We start from the raw sequence: 21,314 nt of genomic DNA, 5'->3' as shown, positions 1-21,314 counted from the left end.
CGTGAGCCGCGGAACCACTCCGAGGTCCCTCTTCCGGCGATGTGTGCCGAATCACCCCTTCCAGTAGGCGCCCAAGTTGTCTGCGTCACAGCGGAAATGTCCCTTTGGCGTCCATGCTTCTAGGACAGCGACTCCCGAAGCGGAGCCCCTCCTCATGGGCACGAAGCTCCGAAGTGGCCCATGACGCAGCCCTCGTGACGTTCTTCCGCGTTCCCCTGGAAAGGTGCCCATCATGGCCGCATACCTCTGTCCTCCTGCCGTCATACACGGCGAGCACACCGTGGAGACCAGCCGGATCGTGGCGGAGGTGCGCGACCGGCACCCGCACGCGCCGTGGGCGCCGCGGATCGACGGCATCGCGGCCAGTACGGGCATCGAGACCCGCGGGTGGATGCTGCCGCTGGAGACCGCCCTGGCGCCCGGCAACGGCGGCGGCCTGGGGGCTGCCGGCGTCGGGCACGCCCAAGAGGCGCTGGCCCGCGACGGGTTCACCCGGCAGGACGTGGACCGCGTGATCGCCGCCCTCGAGGCGATACCCGCGCCGCAGACCGTCCAGGAGCGCACCGCGCCGGCCTGGGAGGCCGTGCAGTCCTACGGGGAGCGGGCGGCGCGCGGGGCCTTGCAGATCGCCGGCCTGGACGCCGCGGACGTCGACTGCCTGATCACCAGTCACTCCACCACCCCGGCGCTCCCGGGTCTGGACATCGCCCTGGCCAACAGGCTTCCGCTCCGCGACGACGTGCTGCTGCTGCCGGCCACGCAGTGGGCCTGTGTCGCGGGGACCCGCTCGCTTGCCCTGGCGGCGGACCTCGTGGCCGCGGACCCCGACCGGGTGGTCCTCGTCGTGATCGCGGAGGCGCTGAGCACGACCTACCAGCCGGCGGACGACACCCTCGAGTCCCTGATCGTCCGGTTGCTGTTCGCGGACACCGCGGTGGCCGCGGTGGTGACGGGCCGTCCGAGGCGGGAGTCGATCGTGCGGCTGGACGCCGCCTGGCACCACACCTTGCCCGGCACCCAGGACCTGCACCGTCTGGACACGCGGGCGGACGGCACCCACTTCGTGATGGACCGCCGCGGGCCGCGCGCCGTGCAGGAGACGGTCACCGCGATGTGGGAGTGGCTGCGCCTGCGCTACCAGGACGCCCCCGGCTCCTGGCACCCCGACGTGCTGCTCGCGCACCCCGGCGGTACCCGGGTGCTGGAGTACATGGAGCAGACGATGCCCGACGCGTGGCCGTCGGGGCTGCTGGACCACAGCCGGGAAAGCTACACCAGCGGCAACCGCGGAGGCGCGGCCGTGTTCGACATCCTGAGGCGGGCGCACGACGCCGGGCAGCAGCCGGGCAGCCGTGCCGTCCTGTACGCGGCCGCTCCTGGCCTCACCGCCACCGCCCTGGAAGGGGAGTGGCTGTAGTACGAGCCCACGCGAACCCCGTCGGCGAACCGGGCGCCCGCATCATCGGGCACGCGACCGGTCCCGCATACGCGGCCGCGTCACCTCCCGACCTGCGCCCAGACCACCTTGCCGGTGTCCGTCCACCGCACCCCCCACCGGGTGGTGAGCTTGTGCACGATGTGCAGGCCACGCCCGCCGTCGTCGAGCAGGCCGCCCCGGCTCAGACGCGGCCTGCCGTTACCGGTGTCGCCCACCTCGCAGAGCAGGCCCTGACCGCCTCTGATCAGTCGTACCGTGATGGGACCGCGGGCACAGCGCACCGCGTTCGTGACCAGTTCGCTGACCAGCAGCGTCGCGTCGTCCCTGGTGTCGTTGCTGGTGCGCCACTGCCGCAGCAGCGCGGAGACGTGCGCGCGGGCACGGGCGGGCGCGTCGTCGCGGGCGGGCAGCCGCCAGGTCGCGGTGTCCCCCTTGCGGTGGCCGATCATGCGCGCGAGCAGCAGGGTCACGTCGTCGCGCTGGCGCGCGGGTGCCAGCGTGGAGACGACGTGCCGCGCGGCCTGCTGGAGGGCGTCCCAGGGGTGCACCGTGGACACGGCGTCCGCCAGCCTGCCGATGCCCTCGTCGATCAACAGGGCAGGATCCTCCACCAGGCCGTCGGTGTAGAGCGCGAGCAGGGAGCCGGGCGGTGCGTCGAACGTGTGCACGTCGAACGGCTCCCGCAGTGCGAACTCGGCGCCCAGGCCGGGGTGAGGGCGGACCGCGAGCGGGCCCGCGTGCCCGTTCGGAAGCACCAGGACCGGGGGCAGGTGACCGGCGCTGGAGAGCGTCACGTCGTGGCCGACCGGGTCGTAGAGGGCGATGCAGCAGGTCGATCCGAGGGCGCTGTAGCCGGCCGCCAGCCCGGACTCCGCGTCGTCCAGCAGCGACACGGTCTCGTCCAGGTGCTCCAGCACCTCGTCGGGTGCCAGCCCCGCGGACAGCAGCGCGCGGGCCTCCATGCTCAGCTGGCCCATGGTCGCCGCCGCTCCCAGGCCGTGCCCGACCACGTCTCCGACCACCAGCGCGGTACGGCCGTCCGGCAGCGGAAAGCTGTTCACCCAGTCCCCGCCGACGCCCGCGCTGTCGGGAGTGGCGGGTTGGTAGACGCTGGCGATCTCGATGGTGGCGCCGCCGGTCCGGGGCAGCAGGCGGCGCTGCAACGCCAGCACCTGCGTGTGCTCCCGCTGGTGCTGGCGGGCCAAATCGACGTGATGGGCGGTCCTCGCGACCAGTTCCTGAAGGTCGAAGAGCTCGCTGTCGCGGAAGGGGCGGTCCGCCCGCCGCCAGACCTCCGCCACGCCCAGCACCACGGGCCGCGCGCCGACCAGGACCAGCGGTATGCACGCCACACTCGCCGACCGGTCACCGGGCACCATGGCACGTATGACCCGCGGACTGCCGAGCACCCGCTCGACCGCCTCCCGGTCGGGTATGACGATGGCTTGCGGGGCGTCGTCCCGCCGTACCGCCTGCGCCAGCAGGCGACTCGCGTCGCTCGGAAGGTCGTTGCCCGGAAGCACGTACCCCTCGGGCCATGCCCGGTCCGGCACCAGGGCCGCCCGCCGCAGCCGGATGCGGCCCTGCGCCTGCTCGGTGACTCCCTCGCCCGTCCACACGGCGAAGTCCAGGTCGACGGCGGCCACCTCTCCCCAGGCCAGCAGGGACTCCGCCAGCGACTGCGCGGTCTCGGCAATGTCCAGCGAGGTACCGATCGCGGTCTCGGCGGCGTACAGGTGCAGCCGCCTGGCCATGGCGATCAACGAGACGGTCAGGCCTTCCTGGGGCGCCGCGGCGGGCAGGATGCTCATCGAGACCACCAGCTCCGACCCGTCGCCGCGCCGCAGGCGCTGGATCCTGGCGACGTGCGCCTCTCCGATCTCCAGGACCTGCCGCAACCGCCGCGTGACCGTGGGTACGTCCCCGGGGGGCAGGAGATCGGCGAACGGAATCCCGGCCGCGGCATCCAGACCCGCGAAGACGGGGGCGTCCAGATTGCAGCGGGTGATTCTCAGATCCCGGTCCAGATTGACCACGCCGAGGATCTGGTCGTGACGGTCGGCCGCCGGGTCGCCGGGTGCGCGCCGACGGGTGCCGCGGTCGCTCCGCGCCTCGGCGGGACCGGCGGCCGCTTCCTCCGCGCCGCGCGGGATGTAGCGTCCCAGAGCGCTGCTGACCTGCTCGAACGGCGAAGAGGACGAGGGGGACGGTGTGGAGTCCATGCGGCTCTCTCGGCAATCCCCGGCGCAGCGCCGGGGCCGTAGTCGGACCCGTGCGACGGGGCCCCGAGATCCCTGACCGCACACCTCATTGAACAACACCGGGGAGTGCTTCGCCCACACCGGCGGATCGCACGGTGAACGCCGGATGAGGGCGTGCCGCGGCCGGTGGAGCCGTGTTCCGGGTCTCCCGGCCGCCTCAGGCGAGCAGTTTCGCCTTGGCCCGGTCGTATTCCTCCGCGCTGATGTCACCCCTGCTCTTCAACTCGGCCAGGCGCGTCAGGCTGTCCACGTGGCTGCCGCGGTCGCTGCCGGAGTCCGCGGACGCCTCCCGCACATACTTCCGGAACGCCGCCTCCCGCTCCCTGGCCTCCTCGGCGTCCCGCTTGCCCATGGTGCGGCCGCGGACGATCAGATAGACGAACACGCCGAGGTACGGGAGGACGAGGACGACGATCAGCCACAGGGTCTTCGCCCCTCCGCTCAGCGAGTGGTCCCGGAAGATGTCGGTGACCACCTTGAAGAGCAGGAAGAACCACATCGTCCACAGGAAGAACCACATCATCGTCAGGAAGACGTCGAGCAGCGGATAGTCGTCCATGGGCCCGCTCCGTTCGAGTGCTGTCCCCCCAGACAGTCATACCTCCACCCCCTTCCCGCCGCACCCGGTGGCCGCGCTCGCCCCGGTGCGCCCGCCGCCCCTGTCCCGCGGGCCGGCGACCGTCTCGCGGCGCGGCTCAGCGGGGGCCCGGACCGCTGGTCCGATCGGACGAACCCACCCGTCCCGGTGTCCGGACGGTGGTGTGCCGGGCAACCCGCGTGCCGCGGCCGTGATTGCGTGACCTCCGCAGCCGGGCGGACCGGAGCCGCGCAGCGAGGAGGCAGGCGTCATGGGTTCCACCGTGGAAGCATCGCGGGATGTCATCCCGCCGGATCTGCTCAAGGGTCAGAAGGCCCTGGTCACCGGCGCCAACTCGGGCATCGGCAGGGCCACGGCGCTCGGCCTCGGCCGGGCCGGCGCGGATGTCGTCGTGAACTACGTGGCAGACCGTGACGCCGCCGAGGAAGTGGTCCGGGAGATCACGTCGTTCGGGGTGCGCGCCGCGGCCCACGAAGCGGACGTGTCGCGGGAGGACCAGGTCACCGCCATGGTGGACCGGATGGTCCAGGAGTTCGGGACGATCGACATCATGGTGGCCAACGCCGGTCTGCAGCGGGACGCCCGGTTCACCGACATGACGCTGGCGCAGTGGCAGAAGGTCATCGACGTCAACCTCACCGGCCAGTTCCTCTGCGCCAGGGAGGCGACCAAGGAGTTCCGGCGCCGCGGAGTCGTCCCCGAAGTGTCCCGCGCGGCCGGGAAGATCATCTGCATGAGTTCGGTGCACCAGCTCATCCCCTGGTCGGGCCACGTCAACTACGCCTCCTCCAAGGGCGGCGTCCTGATGATGATGCAGACCCTGGCCCAGGAGCTCGCACCGGAGAAGATCCGGGTGAACGCCGTCGCCCCCGGGGCGATCAGGACGCCGATCAACCGGGAGGCCTGGGAAACCCCCGAAGCCCGGGACGACCTGCTGAAGCTGATCCCGTACGACCGGATCGGTGACCCCGAGGACATCGCGCACGCCGTGGTGGCACTCGCCTCGGATCTCATGGACTACGTGGTGGGGACCACCCTGTACGTGGACGGCGGGATGACCCTCTTCCCCGGCTTCGCGACCGGCGGCTGACCCTCTCCCGGACCGTCATGGCCTTCCCCTTCGTCACCCGGCGGTGCAGTTCGCGGTCGGCATCGTCACCGGCACGGTGCTCTGCTTCGAGTTCGGCCTGCTCTGGCCCGGCCTGGTGGGCAGGTGGGGTGATGGCGGCATCAGGATCCCGCTCCTCGACCCGGTGCCGGCCGGATTCAGCCCGGACACCGAGGTGCGGGACTCCTCTACTGACTGGACACCCACGGCGAACTCGCGGAGCTGACCGACGTGGAGCTGACCGACGCCGAGCTGCGCGGCGGAAGCGGGACGGAACCCGACGGCGCGGCCCCCGGCGGCTGATCGCCCGGGCCCGTACCCGCCATTCGCCCCCGTGCCAGGACATCGACGAAGGAAGCCGCTGTGACCGACGACGAGATCCTCCTCGGACTCGCCCTGACGGTGGTGCTCGCCACCGGATCGCAGATCCTGGCGAGCAAGCTGCGCGTCCCGGCCCTGATCATCCTGCTTCCGGTGGGCTTCGCCGCCGGCGCGATGACGGACGTCATCCACCCGGACAACTTGATGGGGCCCAACTTCTCGGCGCTGGTGTCGCTGTCCGTCGCGGTGATCCTCTACGACGCCGGCCTGGGGCTCGACCTGCGCAAGTTCGCCGGCCACACCCGCGGCGTCGTGGGAAGGCTGCTCCTGTACGGCGTGCTGCTCACGTTCCTGGTCACCGCGGCGGTGGCGCCGGCGATGTTCGGCATGCCGCTGCGGGTGGCCGCGATGCTGGGCGTGATCCTCGTCGTCTCCGGGCCCACCGTCGTGGGGCCGCTGCTGGACTTCGTGCGGCCGAGCGACAAGGTGCGGCGCATCCTGATCTGGGAGGGGACGCTGACCGACCCGATCGGGGGCATCCTCGGCGCGCTCACCTTCCACGCCATCGCCACGACGCACCGGGTCGACATCGGCCGGGGCTACCAACTGGGCCAGTTCGGTATCAGCATGGCCGTCGGACTGGTCGGCGGGGCCCTCGGAGCCGCGCTCCTGTGGCTCACCCTGCGCACCCTGCGGCTCGGCGAGACGCTGGGCACGCTGGCCCAACTCGCCACGCTGCTGGCCGTGTCGGCGGGCTGCGACATCGTGCGGGACGACACGGGGCTCATCGCCGCGATCGTCACGGGACTGGCCGTGGCCAACCTCCGCGGCTTCGACATGCCCGCGCGGCGTCCGTTCTTCGAGACCCTGGTGCAGCTCGTCATCGGGCTGCTGTTCGTCTCCATCTCCTCCACCGTCGCCCCGGCGTCCCTGGTCCCCGTACTGCTTCCCGGGCTGGGCCTCATCGCGATCCTCGTCCTGGTGGTCCGGCCGATCGTCGCCTTCGCGGCTGCGGCGCGCACCGACCTGTCCCGAGGGGAGCGGGCCTTCGTCGGATGGATGGACCCGCGCGGCATCGTCGCGGCGGCCACGGCGTCCGCCTTCTCCGCCGGCCTGGTGGACGAGGGGGTGAGCGGGGCGGCGAAGATCCTTCCGGTCACCTTCCTGGTGATCGTCGGAACCGTGCTGCTGTACGCGCTGACGGCGGCGCCGGTGGCCCGACGGCTGGGTGTCGTCAAGGAGTCGGGCAAACGCGTCCTCCTGGTGGGCGGCGAGCGGTGGGTGGTCGATCTGGGAAGGGCCCTGCGGTCCGCCGACCTCGACGTGCTGATGTGGGCGGGGCGCGAGGAGGAGCGGGAACGGATCAAGGACGCGGGGCTCGAACTCGCCAAGGGCGACCTGCTGGCCACGGCCGTCAACCCCGGGGCGCGGGTGGAGGGAGTGACGGCCGTGTTCCTGGCCACCGACGACGACGACTTCAACGCGCTCGCCGCGGTGGTGATGCAGGACAGCGTCGAGGGGTCCGTCTACCGGGTCGGGCCACCGCACGACAGCCACGGAGTGGTCGCTCCCTACACCGGCGGCGACATCCTCTTCGGCCCCCACCTCGTCCGTCACGTCCTGGCGGAGCGCTACGAGCGGGGCGCCCGGTTCGTGGTGCAACCCGCCGCCGCCCCGCTGCCGCCGGAGCACGACACGCTCTTCGTGGTGCGGGCCGACCACCGCCTCGACCCGGTCACCGAGCGGCAGCGGACCGTCCCGCGCGGGGGCGACACCGTCGTCCTCCTCGGTTCCGTCCCCGCGCACGCCGGACAGTGAACCGCTCACCCGTACTCCGTGCCGCTACGGCCCGCCCCTGCGCGCCCCGCTGAGTTTCGCGTCCAGGGTGATCGCCGCGTCGATCAGGGCCAGGTGCGTGAACGCCTGCGGGAAGTTGCCCAGCTGACGCCCCGTCAGGGCGATCTCCTCGGAGTACAGGCCCAGGTGGTTGGCGTAGGTGAGCATCTTCTCCAGCACCAGCCTGGCCTGGTCCGTGCGGCCGGCCCGTGCCAGGGCGTCGACGTACATGAACGTACACAGGGAGAAGGTTCCTTCGGAGCCGCTCAGTCCGTCCGGCGACGCCTCGGGGTTGTAGCGGTAGACGAGGCTGTCACTGACCAGTTCGCGGTCCATCGCGTCCAGGGTGGACTTCCACATCGGGTCATCGGGCGTGATGAACCCCACCGTCGGCATACGCAGCAGCGACGAGTCGAGCACGTCGTTTCCGTAGTGCTGCACGAAGGCCTGCTTCCGCGCGTCCCAGCCCCGGCCGAGTACCTGCTCGTACAGCTTGTCGCGCTCGGCCATCCAGCGGCCGCGGGCTGCCGGGCGCCCGTCGTCGTACGCGATCCGCACGGCGCGGTCGAAGGCCACCCAGGACATCACCCGGCCGTAGGTGAAGTCCTTGCGGCCGCCGCGGGTCTCCCACAGCCCTTCGCCGGGCTGGTCCCAGTGGTCGACCAGCCAGTCGAGCAGGGTGTGCAGCGCGGTCCATCCCCCGGTGTCGAGATGAATGCCGTGCTGGTGCGCGAAGTAGATGCTGTCGAGCGCCTCACCGTAGATGTCCAGTTGCAGCTGCGTCGCCGCTCCGTTGCCGATGCGGACCGGGGCGGAGCCGCAGTAGCCCTCCCAGTGCTCCAGGGTCTCCTCCACCATGTCGGACGAGCCGTCGACCCGGTACATGATGTTCAGCGGTCCGGTGCCGTCACCCCCGCCGGCTTCCTCCTTCACCCGGTCGTGCAGCCAGCCGATGAACGACGTCGCCTCCTCCTTGAAGCCCAGGCCCAGCAGGGCGTACACCGAGAACGAGGCGTCACGGATCCAGGTGAAGCGGTAGTCCCAGTTGCGCTCGCCGCCGAGCTGTTCCGGCAGGGCCGTCGTGGGGGCGGCGACCAGGGCACCGGTCGGCGCGTAGGTCATGAGCTTGAGGGTCACGGCCGAGCGTTCGACCGCCTCGCGCCACCTGCCCTCGTACGTGGACTGGCTGAGCCACGAGCGCCAGAAGCGCACCGTCTCGTCGAAGAGCTCCTCGAACTCCGCCACCCGGACCTCGTGGGGCGGCCCCGCCGGAGCGGATTCCATGACCAGGCCGCGCTGTTGTCCCGCCTGCAGGGTCAGGGTGAAACGGAGATCCCTGTCGCCCGAGAGGATGTTCAGGAGTCGCTCGTCCTGCGGCTCGCGGACGGCGTGGACGGCGAAGTTCAGCACCTCCGAGGTGAACAGGGCACCGTGTTCCGTGATGTGAAGCTCGTGCGGCGCGCGGCCGTAGTCGAAGCGCGGGGCGATCTCGCCCTCGAAGGTCATGCTGCCGCGGACACAGCGCAGCATGCGCACCAGCCGGTGCCGCGGAGTCGCCGTCGTCCCGGTCACCGGCATGAAGTCGACGACCTCGCCCGTGCCGGCCTCGGTCATGAAGCGCGTCACGAGAACGGCGGTGTCCGGGTGGTACAGCTGCTTGGTGGTGTAGGTGTCGGCGGCCGGCCTGACGGTGAAGTGGCCGCCTTTGCGGCGGTCGAGCAGGGCGCCGAAGACGCTGGGTGAATCGAAGCGAGGGCAGCAGAACCAGTCGATCGTCGCATCGGTCGTCACGAGAGCCGCGGTCTGCAGGTCACCGATCAGACCGTGGTTCTCGATCAGGGTGTAGTCGTCCATCGTGAGCCCCTTTCGGCCCCGGTCGACAAGCCTAGGCGTACGAGGTCGTCGCGTCCTGGCGAGGCGCCGGCGGCGGGAGCTGCCGCTGCGCGGGTCCGCGAACGGCCCTACCGTGAGGTGACAGCGGTCCCGCTGAGGGAAACCGCGGTTTCGTGTGCCGCACGAGCACGGGGCTCCTCCGGGTGAAGGGGGCGTGACGTGGGTGTCCTGACGTCGTGGGCGGTCAGGTTCAGGTGGCGGCAGTACGTCAAGGCGAGCCTGTGGATCGTGCCGATGTTCGGTCTGGTCCTCGGTGTCCTGCTCGCCGAACTCGCCCTCACCGTGGACGGCGCCGACTGGCCGCCGAGCGGCTGGCGCTACTCCGCGGGGACCGCGAGCGACGTGCTCACCGCCATCGTCGGGGCGATGGTGGCGCTGCTCGGATTCGTCGTCACCATCGGCGTGCTCGTCGTGCAGCAGGCGACGGGAACCCTCTCCCCCCGTTACATGCGCCTGTGGTACCGGGACCGGCTGCAGAAGGCGGTGCTGGCGACCTTCACCGGGACGTGCGCGTTCGCGTTCTCCCTGCTGCGCAGCATCGAGTCCGACTCCGTGCCCGACCTCGGGGTCACCCTGGCCGGCGCGGCGGTGGCCGTCAGCCTCGTACTCCTGCTCATCTACCTCAACAGGTTCACCCACAGTCTGAGACCGGTGGCCATCGCGGCGTTGGTCGCGCGAATGGGGGAGGACGTCTTCACCACGGGGGCCTCGGCCGTCCGGGGCGCGGCGCCGCGCGGAGACAAGACCGTGCAGGGCGACGGTCCGGTGGCGCGCATACGCACCGGACACGGCGGAGCCGTCCAGGCGTTCGACGTCACCGGGCTGGTCGCGGAGGCGGCGCGCCACGACTGCGTCTTCGTCGTGACCCGGCTGATCGGCGACTTCGTACCGCCCGGAGCTGTCCTCGTCGAGGTCCACGGGGGCACGTCGACACCGGACCCGGAGCGGGTGACCGCGCTCGTCGCCCTCGGGCCCGAGCGCACCATCGAGCAGGACCCGGCCTTCGCCGTGCGGGTTCTCGTCGACATCGCGATCAGGGCGCTCTCCCCGGCGGTGAACGACCCGACGACCGCGGTGCAGGTGATCAATCACATCGAGTCGTTCCTGCACACGGTCGGCGGGGTGCCTCTTCCCGGCCGTTACGTTCTGGCCGACCACCACGGTCACGCCCGGCTCGTGCTGCCGGGCCGCGACTGGGAGAGCTACCTGCAGCTGGCCGTCTGCGAGATCTGCGACTACGGGGCGTCGTCCGTGCAGGTCTGCCGACGGCTGCGCGCCATGTTCGAAGACCTGCTCGACGTCCTGCCGTCGACGCAGCACCCCGCTGTGCGAGCCGAGTTGAGCCTGCTCCAGGAGTCGGTCGAGCGGGAGTTCCCCGACGCGGCCCGCAGGGCCATCGCGCAGGGGTCGGACCGGCAGGGCATCGGCGGGCACCGTCCTCCGCGGGCATAGCCGCGAGCGCGGGAGACGGACTGCGGGAGACGGGCTGCGGGAGACGGGCTGCGCGAGGCGGGTACGGCGGACGCCGGCGCCGTCGTCACGGGGGAACGGGCAGCGGAACCGCCGGGGCGAACTGACTCAGCGGGTGGTGTTCATCCGCACGGCCGTATCCGGTCGCATCCGGCCCCCGGCGCGTGGTCTTCGGCGGGGCGTCATGAGGGTGGTGGCGCGGAAGGGTGACGTGAGGCGTCGCTCCGGTCGCGGGACCCGCGAGGAGCGCCTTTGCTGGACTGGCGGCGGGCGCTCCGCCGCTCGCGGCCACCCGCGAAGTGCTCTCGCAGGAGATCCGCATGGAACCCCAGCCCACTCGGCCGGATCCCTCTCACGGCACGCCTTCTCCGGGAGGGCAACGGAACGAATTGGCGGATCTGCAGCGCCGGATCGCGGAACTGGAGGGCGGCGGGAGACCGCGTCGGCACCGGTGGCGGTCGGCTCTGTCCGCCGTGCTGGTGATCCTGGCCGCACTGCTGTCCGTGCTGTCGGTCGTCGCGGTGTGGGCCGACAGCATGGTGGAGGACACCGACCGCTATGTCGACACCGTCGCGCCGCTGGCCGAGGACCCGGCGGTGCGGACGGCGGTGACCAACCGGGCCACGAAGGCGATCCTCGACCGGATCGACGTGAAAGCCCTGGTGGCCGAGCTCTCCTCGGCAGCCCGACAGGACGGGGCGCCACCCGCTCTCGCCAAGCTGATCGGTGAACTCGACGGTCCCATCGAGAACGGTCTCAAGGAACTGGTGAGCAGCACGGTCCACCGGATCGTGTCGAGTCCCGCCTTCGCGACACTGTGGACGGACGCCAACCGGGCGGCGCACAGCACCATGGACAAGGCGCTCACGGGCAAGGGCGGCGGCGCCGTGACCCTGAAGGGCGATCAGGTCGCCATCGACGTCGGCCCCGTCGTCGAACGGGCCAAGGACGAGCTGGTGAAATCGGGCCTCTCCCGCGCCGCGGGCATTCCGCAGGTGCACACCGACTTCGTCGTCTTCTCCTCGGAGCAGCTCGTCGAGGTGAGGACGTACACCCGGATCCTCCAGATCGTCGGCTCATGGCTTCCGGTACTCACCGTGCTCATCGCCGCCGCCGGGATCCTCCTGGCAACCCGCCGGCGGCGGGTTCTGGTGACGACGGCGCTCGCCGTGGCCTTCGGGATGCTCGTTCTCGGGGTGAGCCTGACCGTCTTCCGCGACATCTACCTCGACCGCCTGCCGGCCGAGGTGTCGCAGGACGCGGCCGCCGCCGTGTTCGACGCACTCGTCAAGTTCCTTCGGGCCACCCTCCGCGCGGTCGCCGCCGTCGCTCTGGTGACAGCCTGCGCAGCCTTCCTGACCGGGCCCTCGCGGCCTGCGGTCACGGTGCGGCGAGCCTGCGCCGACGGCATCGCGTCCGTGCGGGGCGTCGCCGGCTCGGGCGGCCTGCGGCTCGGCGCGTTGGGCCGTTTCGTCCACCGCCACAAGCGGTGGATCGGTGGTCTCATCCTGCTCATCGCCCTGATCGTTCTCGTCACCTGGTCGTATCCGAGCACAGCGGTCGTGCTGTGGATCGTGGCCGCGGTCCTGGCCGCCTTCGCCGTTCGCGAGTTCCTCGACGACACCGGGGCGGGGGACGACGCCGGGGCGGGGGACGACACCGGCCGGCATGACGGCGGGAAGCAACCGCGGCCCGCGTGAGGACGCCGCCGGGGAGGTGAAGTGAACCGGTGGCCCGCGCGCTCCGACCGAATCCGCGCGGTGACCCCGGTGGCCGCGACGGGCGGGTGTCCCGTTCAGAGTTCGAGGATGCGGCTCTTCTGAGCCGCGAACTCCGCCTCGGAGAGCACTCCTTGCTTTTTGAGCTCGGCGAGTTCCTTCAACTGGGCGATCTTGGTGTCCATCGACGCTGCGGCCGCCGGCTCGGGCGCCGGAACGGGTGCCGGAGCGTTGTAGGTCTGCCGGGGCGGCGCCGCCGGGGTCTGTTCGTCCTCCTGTTGCGCCCACCGGCCGGCCTGGCGGCGCGAGACGCGGTTGGAGACGGCGGTGGCGGTACCGGAGATGACGGCGGTGCGGGCGACCCCGCGGAGCAGACCGGGCATGGCAGGTGTCCTTGTCGTCGGGCGGGCGTCGGCCTAGAAGCCGTTGCGGGACAGCCCTGAGGAGGGGGATCCGGCCTCGACGGCCTCCAGAGTCGACAGGAGGTCCTCGGCCGGGATCCTCCCGTTGGCGACCATCCGGGCTCCGCTGCGGCGCAGGGCCGATGCCAGCGGTGCGGCCCACACGTTCTCGTACACGAGGACGCCCGCGGAGTTGCCGGGTTCGAGAACGGCGGCGGCCTCCCGTAGGTCGTCCTCGCCGAGCAGGCCGGAGGAGGCACCCTCGAACACGGCCAGGTCGAGTTCCCCGTCGCCGTCCATGTCGGTGAGCTCGAGCGCTCTGACCGAGCCGTCCTCGTCCTTGCGGACGAAGGACAGGTCGAGGACACGGATGATGTGCCGGTCGACGAGGTCGAGCAGGAGAGGCAGGCCCTCCCCGGTCATGCGGTTACCGGGGAACTCCAGGACCAGGTAATCGACGGGTCCCATTTCCGAGAATGCGTCGACGCTCATTCGGACTCCTCGCCTGGCGGCCTGCTGCCTCCGACGGCGCGTCGGCCGCGCCCCCGCGGGCCGCGCTCATCGCCGCCTTCAATTCCAACACCGCAGGTCGTCGTACGCACCTTCGGGGCGAAGGTGGGCACCGCTGCCGGGCAGCCGGTCATCGCCGGGCGCACGCTCGGCCACGGCGACGGAGGCGCCTGTTCGACCGGCGGCCCGGTGCCGAGCGGGTGACGCCCGCGTTTCCCGCGGGAGGGGGCGTCGTTAGGACGGACATGATCAAAAAGCTCGCCTGTGTCTCCGTCCTCGCCACGGCCCTGCTGGCCTCCGCTCCCGTCGCCCAGGCCGCTCCCGCCGCCTCGGCTCCCGTCCCCGTCCCCGGCCCGGCCTCCGGTGCTCCGCTGGTGCCCTTCCTGAGCGGTGTCCTCGGCTCGCTCGAAGTGGGCCATCCGGCGACCTCCGCCCAGTCCCTCCTCCCCACGGGCATCCTCGGCGGCTGAGGAGCACCGCACACGAGAACGCCTCCGCCGTCCGTGCGGGGACCGCGGCGGCGGTCCCCGCACACCTGACGTCAGCCGGTGCCGAGGAAGCGCACCAGTTCGTCGCGGAAGGCGGGGTCGCGCACCGCCTGCATGTGGTCGCCGGGCACCAGGCGCAGCCTCGCGTCCGGGAGCGCGTCCGCGAGAGTCTGCGGACGCACGGCGAGAGGGTCGTCCCGGCCGGCGAGGACGAGCGTCGGGGCCTTGACCGTGTCCAGCGGTATCGGCCGGTCGTGCGCGGCGCTGACCTGTGCGGCCAGCGCCTTCCGGTCACCGCCGACGGCGTCGACGAAGGCGCGGAAACCGGCGGCCGCCGGATCGGTGACGGTGGCCGGATCGTCGGTGCCGAGCGCGTGCAGCAGCGCCGGACGCCCGACGGCCCGCGTGTCGACACCGCCGAGTTCGACCACGGCGGCGCCCACACCGCCGACCACCAGGCGGCGGACGCGCGGATCGCGTACCGCCGTGAGCAGGGAGACGATCGCTCCCATCGAGTAGCCCGCCAGGTCGTAGGACGCTTCCCCGAGCAGGTCGACTAGCGCGCGGACGTCCTCGGCCATCCGGGCCTCGCCGTAGCGGGCCGGATCGTGCGGCTTGTCCGACCTGCCGTGCCCGCGGGCGTCGATGGTGGCGACCCGGCGGCCGGCGGCCGTCAGCGCGGCGACGATGCCGGGAGCGACCCAGTTGGACTCCCCGTCCGCGATGAAGCCGTGATGCAGCAGCACCAGTGGCAGCTCGGAGGTGCCCGGCCACACCTCGTAGGAGAGGCTGACGCCATCGGGGGCGGTGAAGACCGGCATGCGTGGTCCCTTTCTCGAACGGCGGACGACGTGAGGCTGCGCCCGCGAGCGTACTGACCGCGCTGCCGCCGTCGACAGGGCTACCGGGTGGCCGGCCCCGTCGGGGCTGGTGGGCGGCGCGCGACTCCTGTGCATCGTGCAACGAAAGCGTGGAAGAAGATCGGCATGTCCACCAATCTTGAAGACCAGCCCGCCGCCGACTTCTACGACTTCGAGGCCGCGCTGTCCGAAGAGGAACGCAAGATCCTGCTGCGGACGCGGACCTTCATGCGGGACGAGGTGAAGCCCCTGGTGAACGAGAACTGGGCCGCGGGCACCTTCCCGGCCGAGCTGATCGACAAGTTCCGCGCGAGCGGCCTCGTGGGTCTGCCCTACGAGGGCTACGGCGAGCAGGGCGCGGCGGCCGGTCACCTGCTGACGGGAATGATGGCGATGGAGATGGCGCGCGTCGACGCCTCCGTGGCCACCTTCTTCGGCGTCCACAACGGCCTCGCGATGTACTCGATCCAGGCGGGCGGCAGCCAGGAGCAGCGCGACCGCTGGCTGCCGGGCATGGCCAGGATGGACACCATCGGGGCGTTCGCCCTGACCGAGGCGCTCGGCGGGTCCGACGTGGCCGTCGGGATGCGCACCACCGCCGAGCGCGAGGGCGACACCTGGGTGCTGAACGGAGCCAAGCGGTGGATAGGCAACGCCACCTTCGCCGACCACGTGGTGGTGTGGGCGCGGGACGTCGAGGACGACAGCGTCAAGGGCTTCGTCGTCGCGAAGGGCACCAAGGGCTTCACACCGGAGAAGATCGCGAACAAGACGTCCCTGCGGATCGTGGAGAACGCGGACGTCACGCTGACCGGTGTACGGGTGGCGGAGACCGACCGGCTGCAGAACATCGAGTCCTTCCGCGACGTCGCGGAGATCCTGCGCGCCACCCGCAGCGGGGTCGCCTGGCAGGCGCTCGGCGTGATGATCGGCGCCTATGAACTGGCGCTGGACTACGCCACCGAGCGGGAGCAGTTCGGCCGGCCGATCGCGGGCTTCCAGCTGGTGCAGGACCTGCTCGTCAAGAGCCTCGGCAACATCACGGCGTCGTGGGGCATGCTGGTGCAGCTGGCCCGGCTCCAGGACGACGGCGTGTTCAAGGACGAACACTCCTCCCTGGCCAAGGCCCACGTCACCGCGCGCATGCGGGAGGTCGTCGCGTGGGCACGGGAGATCTTCGGGGGCAACGGCATCGTCCTGGACTACGACGTCGCCCGCTTCTTCGCGGACGCGGAGGCCATCTACTCCTTCGAGGGCACCCGGGAGATGAACACCCTCATCGTGGGCAAGGCGATCACCGGACAGAGCGCGTTCGTCTGAGCGGGGACGGAGCGGGTCAGGCGCGCCGCTCCGGTGGCGCGGCCTCGCCTCAGACGCTGCGCGTCACGGTGAAGTGCGCCCCGTCGGGGTCGGAGAGGACCGCCTCGGTGGATCCGGTGCCGCCCTGCCGCGCGGATCCGCCGTGGGCGCGGGCGGCCCGGGCGCAGGCCTCGACGTCGTCGACGGCGAAATGGACCTGCCAGTGGGGCCGCAGGGTGGGCTCGGGGGCGGCCCCGAGGGCGCCGGAGTGGATCCGGGCGACCACGTCGCCGCGGCTGCGCAGCACGACCTCGTTCTCCTCGTAGTCGACGTCGCAGCAGCCGGCGCGGTCGGAGGCCCAGTCGAGGACCTCGCCGTAGAAGATCGCCGCGTCGAAGGCGTCCCGCGTGTGCAGCCGTACGAAGGTGGGAGCCACCCGGCGCCAGTCCTCCCAGCCCGTGACCAGCTTGCCCTCCCAGATCCCGAAGACCGCTCCGTCGCGGTCGGCCAGCAGGGCCGCCCGCCCCGGTGGGAAGGCGATCGGCCCCACTGCCGTCGTACCGCCGCGTTCCTGGCTGCGCGACACGGCCTCGTCCGCGCTCGGCACGGCGAAGTACGGAGTCCAGGCGGCGGCGATCTGCCACATGGACGCCACCGCGGCCACTCCCGCCACCGGGACTCCGTTCACGTGCGCGACCTTGAACTGGTCGCCCAGCTTGACCGAACGCCACTCCCAGCCCAGCACCGCCGCGTAGAAGTCCTGGGTGGCCTGCAGGTCGCGTGCGGTAAGGCTGACCCAGCACGGGGCCCCGAAGACCGACTGGCTGGAGTAGACCTGGCTGCGAAGCGTTCTGTCGCTGTTCATGGTCGTCGCACTGCCGTTCTGTTCTTGTGGCCGGCCCCTGAGGTCAGAGCCGGGTGCCGAAGCGCTCCCACACACGATGCTGGCCGAGCAGGCCGGTGACCTGTTCCAACACGCCCGTGCCGGTGTCGGCGCCCACCACGCCCGGAGCGTCCGCCGGGATGCCCGCGGCCGTCAGGACGGCGTCCGCGCCGGCCCAGCCGCCGATGGCCTTGCCGTGCCGGAAGGCCTCCGCCAGCATCAGCGTCACGCGCGGGTCCGCGGTCGCGCCGACGGCACCGTCGCCCGCCTTCGCGTCACGCGCCCCGAAGGCGTCCTTGGCGGGACCCGGAACGCCTGCCAGGAGCAGCGCGTCGCACTCCACGGACCGGGCCGTGGCGAAGGAGCGCTGCACCGTGATCGGCTCGCCGTCCGCGTCCAGCTTCCCGCCGGCCGGGGCGATGACCAGCGGCACCATGCCCGCCTCCAGGACGGCCTTCTGCACGGCGCGCACACCGTCCAGGTCGCCCTGCTCGTCCGTCACGATGCCGATGATGCGCCCTTCCAGCGGCCAGACCTTGCCGAGCTGGGAGAGGGCCGGGCTCGGTTCGGGCGTCAGCAGGGGCTCCGTGGCCTGCGGGGCCGGCAGCCCGAGTCCGGCGGCGACCTGCTCGCACAGCTCGGGGTCGATGTTGGCGAGCACCTGGAGCGCCCGTTCCTTGATCGCCTGCTCGTAGCACTTGCCCAGCTCGAACGTGTATGCGCCGACGATGTGCTCGCGCTCCGTCGGGGTCATGCTGAGCCAGAACAGGCGGGCCTGGCTGAAGTGGTCCGAGAACGACGCGGGCGCCTGCCGGACCTTGCGGGCCGCGGGCACCTCGACCGGGGTCTCGATGTACGCGCCGGTGTCCGCGCCGGCCAGGAACGGGCAGCCGCCGTCGAGGGAGTTGGGCTTGTAGGGCGCCACTCCGGTGTGCACCGCCGTCTGGTGCATGCCGTCGCGCAGCATGTCGTTGACGGGGGCGTGGGGCCGGTTGATCGGGAGCTGGCCGAAGTTCGGGCCGCCGAGCCGGCTGATCTGCGTGTCCAGGTAGGAGAACAGCCGTCCGGCCAGCAGCGGGTCGTCGGTGACGTCGATGCCGGGGACGAGGTGCCCCGGGTGGAAGGCCACCTGCTCGGTCTCCGCGAAGTAGTTGGACGGGTTGGCGTTCAGCGTCAGCATGCCGATCGGCTGCACCGGCGCCAGCTCTTCGGGCACGATGTTGGTCGGGTCGAGCAGGTCGATGCCCTCGAAGGTCTGGTCCGGGGTGTCCGGGAACGCCTGGATGCCCAGCTCCCACTGCGGGTATGCACCGGCCTCGATCGCGTCGGCCAGGTCCCGCCGGTGGAAGTCCGGGTCCATGCCGTTGATGAGCTGGGCCTCTTCCCACACCAGCGAGTGGACGCCGAGCTTCGGCTTCCAGTGGAACTTCACCAGGGTGGTCGCGCCCTCGGCGTTCACCAGCCGGAAGGTGTGGACGCCGAAGCCCTCCATCATGCGGTAGGACCGCGGCAGGCCCCGGTCGGACATGTTCCACAGGGTGTGGTGGGTGGCCTCGGTGTGCAGGGTGACGAAGTCCCAGAAGGTGTCGTGCGCGCTCTGCGCCTGGGGGATCTCCCGGTCGGGATGCGGCTTGCCGGCGTGGATGACGTCCGGGAACTTGATGGCGTCCTGGATGAAGAAGACCGGGATGTTGTTGCCGACCAGGTCGAAGGTGCCCTCACTGGTGTAGAACTTCGTCGCGAAACCCCGGGTGTCCCGCACGGTGTCCGACGAGCCGCGGGACCCGAGCACGGTGGAGAACCGTACGAACACCGGCGTCTCGGCGTCCTTGGCGAGGAAGGCCGCCTTGGTGACGTTGGCGGCGGTCCCGTAGCCCTGGAAGACGCCGTGAGCGGCCGCGCCGCGGGCGTGCACCACCCGCTCCGGGATGCGCTCGTGGTCGAAGTGGGTGATCTTCTCGCGCAGATGGTGGTCCTGGAGGAGGACGGGCCCGCGGGCACCGGCCTTCAGGGAGTGGTCCGTGTCGTGGAGACGGGCCCCCTGGGCGGTGGTCAGGTAGGCGCCACCCTGAGCCATGTCGGCCGGGGCGGCGCCGGTCGGCCGACCCGTGGGGCTGACCGTCTCGGGGGAACCCTGATCCGGCTTGGGCGGGAGCGGCTCACGCGGTTCGGTGGGCTCGGCGACGGCCGGCGGCTGCACGGCCGGCCTGCCCGGCACGGAGTCCGGCGCGCCGGCCTCACGGATCGCGTCGACGACCTGCTCGGCCTTGGCCTTCAGGGGGTTCTTCTCGCTCATCACACTTCCAAGGGGGTCGAAGGTCCCGCCTGGGTACCCGAGCCCCGTTCGTCGAATCGCCCGATCGCGCAGGTTCACCGATCGTCGAGCCGCTGCCGGCGGGACGGAGGGCGAACCGCACGGGACAGGCGAACCGCACGGGACGGGGACGGTGCGCACCGCCCCGGCGAGAACGCCGGCGGTGGCGGGTGCGCGAGGTGGGATCCGGAGACCACGACTCCGCCGGTTCTGGCGGCCGAGTACCCGGTGGGCCCGGGCCAAACGGGTCACGGCCCCGGGCCGTCCCGCATGCGGACCGCCGCCGGGGTTTCGCGGCGGCGAGGAGGGGGACCCGGCCGGACAGACAGGTACGAGCGTGGAGCAGTGGCAGTCCCGCGCGGGCGGGGCCCGGAGGCAGAAGGAAGTTGGAGTGCCGTGACCGCGGACGTCCGTAATGACAGCAGCATGCGCCGGCCCGAGACGGGCTGGGCCGAGGCACGACGTGGGCGCGGGAGCGCCATACGCACCTGCGTGGCCGCCCGGGCCGAGAGAGACGGCCGGCAGGCGCAGACGGGCTCCGACTGGAACATCGTCAGGGGCGAGGACTGACCGGCTTCGCGTGCCGGCGGAGGACCCGCGAGGGAAGGCAGGGGAAGAACCAGGGGCCGGAGAGGCGAATCGTCTCTCCGGCCCCTGTGCGCGACGCCTGTCGGTCAGCGGGGCCGGAGCCGTGTGGGGGAGCGGCACAGGGGAACCCGGACAGCCGCTCCGACGGAGACCGAGGCTCTCGGACCCTCCGGTGAACGGAGGCACCGTCGCCGAAGCCGCGGCGGTCCGGGCTCTCCCGAGAGGACTCACGACGTGACGGACTCACCCGGCAAGAAGATCGTCGTCACCGGAGCCACCGGCAACGTCGGCACCAGCGTGGTGCGCCTGCTGAGCGAGGATCCGGCGGTCGCGTCCGTCGTGGGCCTGGCGCGCCGGACCCCGCACTGGTCGCCGCCCCGCACCACGTGGAAGGCGGTGGACCTGGAGAAGGACACCGGCCTGGTCGAGCTGTTCCGCGGCGCGGACGCCGTCGTCCACCTCGCCTGGAAGTTCCAGCCCGCCCGGGACCCCGCCGTCACCTGGCGCACCAACGTCCTGGGCAGCGTGCGCGTCTTCGAGGCCGTCGCGCGGGCGGGCGTCCCCGCGCTGATCCACGCCTCGTCCGTCGGTGCCTACTCGCCCGGCCCCGACGACCGCGCCGTCGACGAGTCCTGGCCCACCCACGGCTGGCCCGGGGCCGCGTACACCCGGGAGAAGGCCTATCTGGAGCGGGTCCTCGACACCTTCGAACGGGAGCACCCCGGCACACGCGTCGTACGCATGCGGCCGGCGTTCCTGTTCAAGCGGGAGTCGGCCAGCGAACAGCGGCGCATCTTCGGCGGCCGTCTCCTGCCGGGACCGCTGCTCAGGCCCGAGGCGCTGCCGGTCGTCCCGGACATCCCCGGCCTGCGCTTCCAGGCCCTGCACACGGACGACGCCGCCGACGCCTACCGCCTCGCGGTGCTGCGCGAGGTGCGGGGAGCCTTCAACATCGCCGCCGATCCGCCGCTCGACGCCGGTGTCCTCGGCGAGCTGTTCCACGCCAGGCCCGTGCGGGTGCCGAGCCCGGTGGCTCGCTCCGGGCTCGCGGCCGCCTGGGCGCTGCACCTCCTGCCGGCGTCGCCGCAGCTGTTCGACGCCGTCCTGCGGCTGCCCCTGATGGACTGCGCGCGCGCCCGCACCGAGCTGGGCTGGCAGCCCCGGCGCACCGCCGTCGAGGCCTTGGAGGAACTGCTGGAAGGAATGCGCCGAGGTTCGGGGGCGGACACCGCACCGCTGCGGGGCCGAACCGTGGGCTGAGGTGTGGAGCACGGGCTCGTGGGCACTCTCGACCAGGCGCGGGCGCCACGCCTCCCCACGAGCGAACG

The 21,314-nt window shown here is 71.8% G+C and carries 17 protein-coding genes and 1 pseudogene; 10 read left to right on the top strand and 8 right to left on the bottom strand.

The features are described 5' to 3' along the window. Positions 1 to 232 precede the first annotated feature (232 nt). The gene (locus ACFYP4_RS16315) at positions 233 to 1,417 is read left to right on the top strand and encodes a type III polyketide synthase (RefSeq protein WP_388785894.1); all 1,185 of its coding nucleotides are present in this window, start codon (positions 233 to 235) and stop codon (positions 1,415 to 1,417) included. An 80-nt stretch (positions 1,418 to 1,497) separates the two neighbouring features. On the opposite strand, the gene ACFYP4_RS16310 is transcribed toward ACFYP4_RS16315, so the two are convergent. Beyond that, positions 1,498 to 3,660: a SpoIIE family protein phosphatase gene (locus tag ACFYP4_RS16310; RefSeq protein ID WP_388785892.1), complete on the bottom strand. Its 2,163-nt coding sequence runs from the start codon at positions 3,658 to 3,660 to the stop codon at positions 1,498 to 1,500. A 196-nt stretch (positions 3,661 to 3,856) separates the two neighbouring features. Continuing rightward, positions 3,857 to 4,258 carry an SHOCT domain-containing protein gene (locus ACFYP4_RS16305; protein WP_358852165.1) on the bottom strand — a complete coding sequence of 134 codons (402 nt, stop codon included), beginning with the start codon at positions 4,256 to 4,258 and terminating at the stop codon, positions 3,857 to 3,859. A gap of 289 nt (positions 4,259 to 4,547) precedes the next feature. On the opposite strand from ACFYP4_RS16305, the gene ACFYP4_RS16300 reads away from it, so the two are divergent. The 3 genes and pseudogenes from ACFYP4_RS16300 to ACFYP4_RS16290 all read left to right on the top strand — a co-directional run bounded on the left by ACFYP4_RS16300 (position 4,548) and on the right by ACFYP4_RS16290 (position 7,544). Further along, a complete protein-coding gene (locus ACFYP4_RS16300) occupies positions 4,548 to 5,387 on the top strand; it encodes an SDR family oxidoreductase (protein ID WP_358852164.1) in 840 nt (279 codons plus the stop codon). Positions 5,388 to 5,427: 40 nt separating this feature from the next. Continuing rightward, positions 5,428 to 5,520, top strand: a pseudogene (locus ACFYP4_RS16295) (cytochrome ubiquinol oxidase subunit I); the annotation flags it as partial. Positions 5,521 to 5,768: 248 nt separating this feature from the next. Beyond that, positions 5,769 to 7,544 carry a cation:proton antiporter gene (locus ACFYP4_RS16290; protein ID WP_388785890.1) on the top strand — a complete coding sequence of 592 codons (1,776 nt, stop codon included), beginning with the start codon at positions 5,769 to 5,771 and terminating at the stop codon, positions 7,542 to 7,544. Positions 7,545 to 7,568: 24 nt separating this feature from the next. On the opposite strand, the gene ACFYP4_RS16285 is transcribed toward ACFYP4_RS16290, so the two are convergent. Next, positions 7,569 to 9,416, bottom strand: a complete 1,848-nt coding sequence (locus ACFYP4_RS16285; protein WP_388785888.1) for a glycoside hydrolase family 15 protein — start codon at positions 9,414 to 9,416, stop codon at positions 7,569 to 7,571. Positions 9,417 to 9,614: 198 nt separating this feature from the next. On the opposite strand from ACFYP4_RS16285, the gene ACFYP4_RS16280 reads away from it, so the two are divergent. Both ACFYP4_RS16280 and ACFYP4_RS16275 read left to right on the top strand, forming a co-directional pair. Continuing rightward, on the top strand, positions 9,615 to 10,907 hold the full coding sequence (locus tag ACFYP4_RS16280) for a DUF2254 domain-containing protein (RefSeq protein ID WP_388785886.1): 1,293 nt from the start codon (positions 9,615 to 9,617) through the stop codon (positions 10,905 to 10,907). Between the two features lie 407 nt (positions 10,908 to 11,314). After that, a complete protein-coding gene (locus ACFYP4_RS16275; protein WP_388785884.1) occupies positions 11,315 to 12,625 on the top strand; it encodes a hypothetical protein in 1,311 nt (436 codons plus the stop codon). 95 nt (positions 12,626 to 12,720) lie between these two features. On the opposite strand, the gene ACFYP4_RS16270 is transcribed toward ACFYP4_RS16275, so the two are convergent. Further along, positions 12,721 to 13,026: an SHOCT domain-containing protein gene (locus ACFYP4_RS16270; RefSeq protein WP_388785882.1), complete on the bottom strand. Its 306-nt coding sequence runs from the start codon at positions 13,024 to 13,026 to the stop codon at positions 12,721 to 12,723. 33 nt (positions 13,027 to 13,059) lie between these two features. After that, the gene (locus tag ACFYP4_RS16265; RefSeq protein WP_358852159.1) at positions 13,060 to 13,536 is read right to left on the bottom strand and encodes a DUF6325 family protein; all 477 of its coding nucleotides are present in this window, start codon (positions 13,534 to 13,536) and stop codon (positions 13,060 to 13,062) included. 263 nt (positions 13,537 to 13,799) lie between these two features. Between ACFYP4_RS16265 and ACFYP4_RS16260 the strand changes: the two genes are divergently transcribed. After that, positions 13,800 to 14,024 (top strand): hypothetical protein, encoded by a 225-nt coding sequence (locus ACFYP4_RS16260; RefSeq protein ID WP_358852158.1) that lies wholly within the window; start codon positions 13,800 to 13,802, stop codon positions 14,022 to 14,024. Between the two features lie 71 nt (positions 14,025 to 14,095). Here the strand turns inward: ACFYP4_RS16260 and ACFYP4_RS16255 are convergent, their stop codons facing one another. Next, positions 14,096 to 14,863 (bottom strand): alpha/beta fold hydrolase, encoded by a 768-nt coding sequence (locus tag ACFYP4_RS16255; protein ID WP_358852157.1) that lies wholly within the window; start codon positions 14,861 to 14,863, stop codon positions 14,096 to 14,098. A 165-nt stretch (positions 14,864 to 15,028) separates the two neighbouring features. On the opposite strand from ACFYP4_RS16255, the gene ACFYP4_RS16250 reads away from it, so the two are divergent. Further along, positions 15,029 to 16,222 (top strand): acyl-CoA dehydrogenase family protein, encoded by a 1,194-nt coding sequence (locus ACFYP4_RS16250; protein ID WP_388785879.1) that lies wholly within the window; start codon positions 15,029 to 15,031, stop codon positions 16,220 to 16,222. 49 nt (positions 16,223 to 16,271) lie between these two features. Here the strand turns inward: ACFYP4_RS16250 and ACFYP4_RS16245 are convergent, their stop codons facing one another. Together ACFYP4_RS16245 and ACFYP4_RS16240 are read right to left on the bottom strand one after the other, a co-directional pair. Then, positions 16,272 to 17,066 carry a VOC family protein gene (locus tag ACFYP4_RS16245; protein WP_388785877.1) on the bottom strand — a complete coding sequence of 265 codons (795 nt, stop codon included), beginning with the start codon at positions 17,064 to 17,066 and terminating at the stop codon, positions 16,272 to 16,274. A gap of 43 nt (positions 17,067 to 17,109) precedes the next feature. Then, complete coding sequence (locus tag ACFYP4_RS16240) at positions 17,110 to 19,380, bottom strand: catalase (RefSeq protein WP_388785875.1); 2,271 nt, start codon at positions 19,378 to 19,380, stop codon at positions 17,110 to 17,112. Positions 19,381 to 19,794: 414 nt separating this feature from the next. Here ACFYP4_RS16240 and ACFYP4_RS16235 point away from each other — a divergent pair, with 414 nt between their 5' ends. Then, the gene (locus tag ACFYP4_RS16235; protein ID WP_388785873.1) at positions 19,795 to 19,968 is read left to right on the top strand and encodes a hypothetical protein; all 174 of its coding nucleotides are present in this window, start codon (positions 19,795 to 19,797) and stop codon (positions 19,966 to 19,968) included. Positions 19,969 to 20,220: 252 nt separating this feature from the next. Beyond that, positions 20,221 to 21,246, top strand: coding sequence for an SDR family oxidoreductase (locus tag ACFYP4_RS16230; RefSeq protein WP_388785871.1), 1,026 nt, complete (start codon positions 20,221 to 20,223; stop codon positions 21,244 to 21,246). Positions 21,247 to 21,314: the final 68 nt, after the last annotated feature.

Origin of the sequence: Streptomyces sp. NPDC005551 (assembly GCF_042871785.1) — a bacterium.
Taxonomy (GTDB): Bacteria; Actinomycetota; Actinomycetes; order Streptomycetales; family Streptomycetaceae; genus Streptomyces.
Note: the sequence above shows the minus strand (reverse complement) of the source record. Positions and strands in the feature narration are given on the sequence as shown.

Bases quoted from the DNA above. Each gene is read 5' to 3' on its own strand.
- ACFYP4_RS16270 (WP_388785882.1), bottom strand. From the start codon at position 13,026: ATGCCCGGTCTGCTCCGCGGGGTCGCCCGCACCGCCGTCATCTCCGGT.
- ACFYP4_RS16300 (WP_358852164.1), top strand. From the start codon at position 4,548: ATGGGTTCCACCGTGGAAGCATCGCGGGATGTCATCCCGCCGGATCTG.
- ACFYP4_RS16250 (WP_388785879.1), top strand. From the start codon at position 15,029: ATGTCCACCAATCTTGAAGACCAGCCCGCCGCCGACTTCTACGACTTC.
- ACFYP4_RS16260 (WP_358852158.1), top strand. From the start codon at position 13,800: ATGATCAAAAAGCTCGCCTGTGTCTCCGTCCTCGCCACGGCCCTGCTG.
- ACFYP4_RS16255 (WP_358852157.1), bottom strand. From the start codon at position 14,863: ATGCCGGTCTTCACCGCCCCCGATGGCGTCAGCCTCTCCTACGAGGTG.
- ACFYP4_RS16240 (WP_388785875.1), bottom strand. From the start codon at position 19,380: ATGAGCGAGAAGAACCCCCTGAAGGCCAAGGCCGAGCAGGTCGTCGAC.
- ACFYP4_RS16265 (WP_358852159.1), bottom strand. From the start codon at position 13,536: ATGAGCGTCGACGCATTCTCGGAAATGGGACCCGTCGATTACCTGGTC.
- ACFYP4_RS16315 (WP_388785894.1), top strand. From the start codon at position 233: ATGGCCGCATACCTCTGTCCTCCTGCCGTCATACACGGCGAGCACACC.
- ACFYP4_RS16305 (WP_358852165.1), bottom strand. From the start codon at position 4,258: ATGGACGACTATCCGCTGCTCGACGTCTTCCTGACGATGATGTGGTTC.
- ACFYP4_RS16285 (WP_388785888.1), bottom strand. From the start codon at position 9,416: ATGGACGACTACACCCTGATCGAGAACCACGGTCTGATCGGTGACCTG.
- ACFYP4_RS16245 (WP_388785877.1), bottom strand. From the start codon at position 17,066: ATGAACAGCGACAGAACGCTTCGCAGCCAGGTCTACTCCAGCCAGTCG.
- ACFYP4_RS16310 (WP_388785892.1), bottom strand. From the start codon at position 3,660: ATGGACTCCACACCGTCCCCCTCGTCCTCTTCGCCGTTCGAGCAGGTC.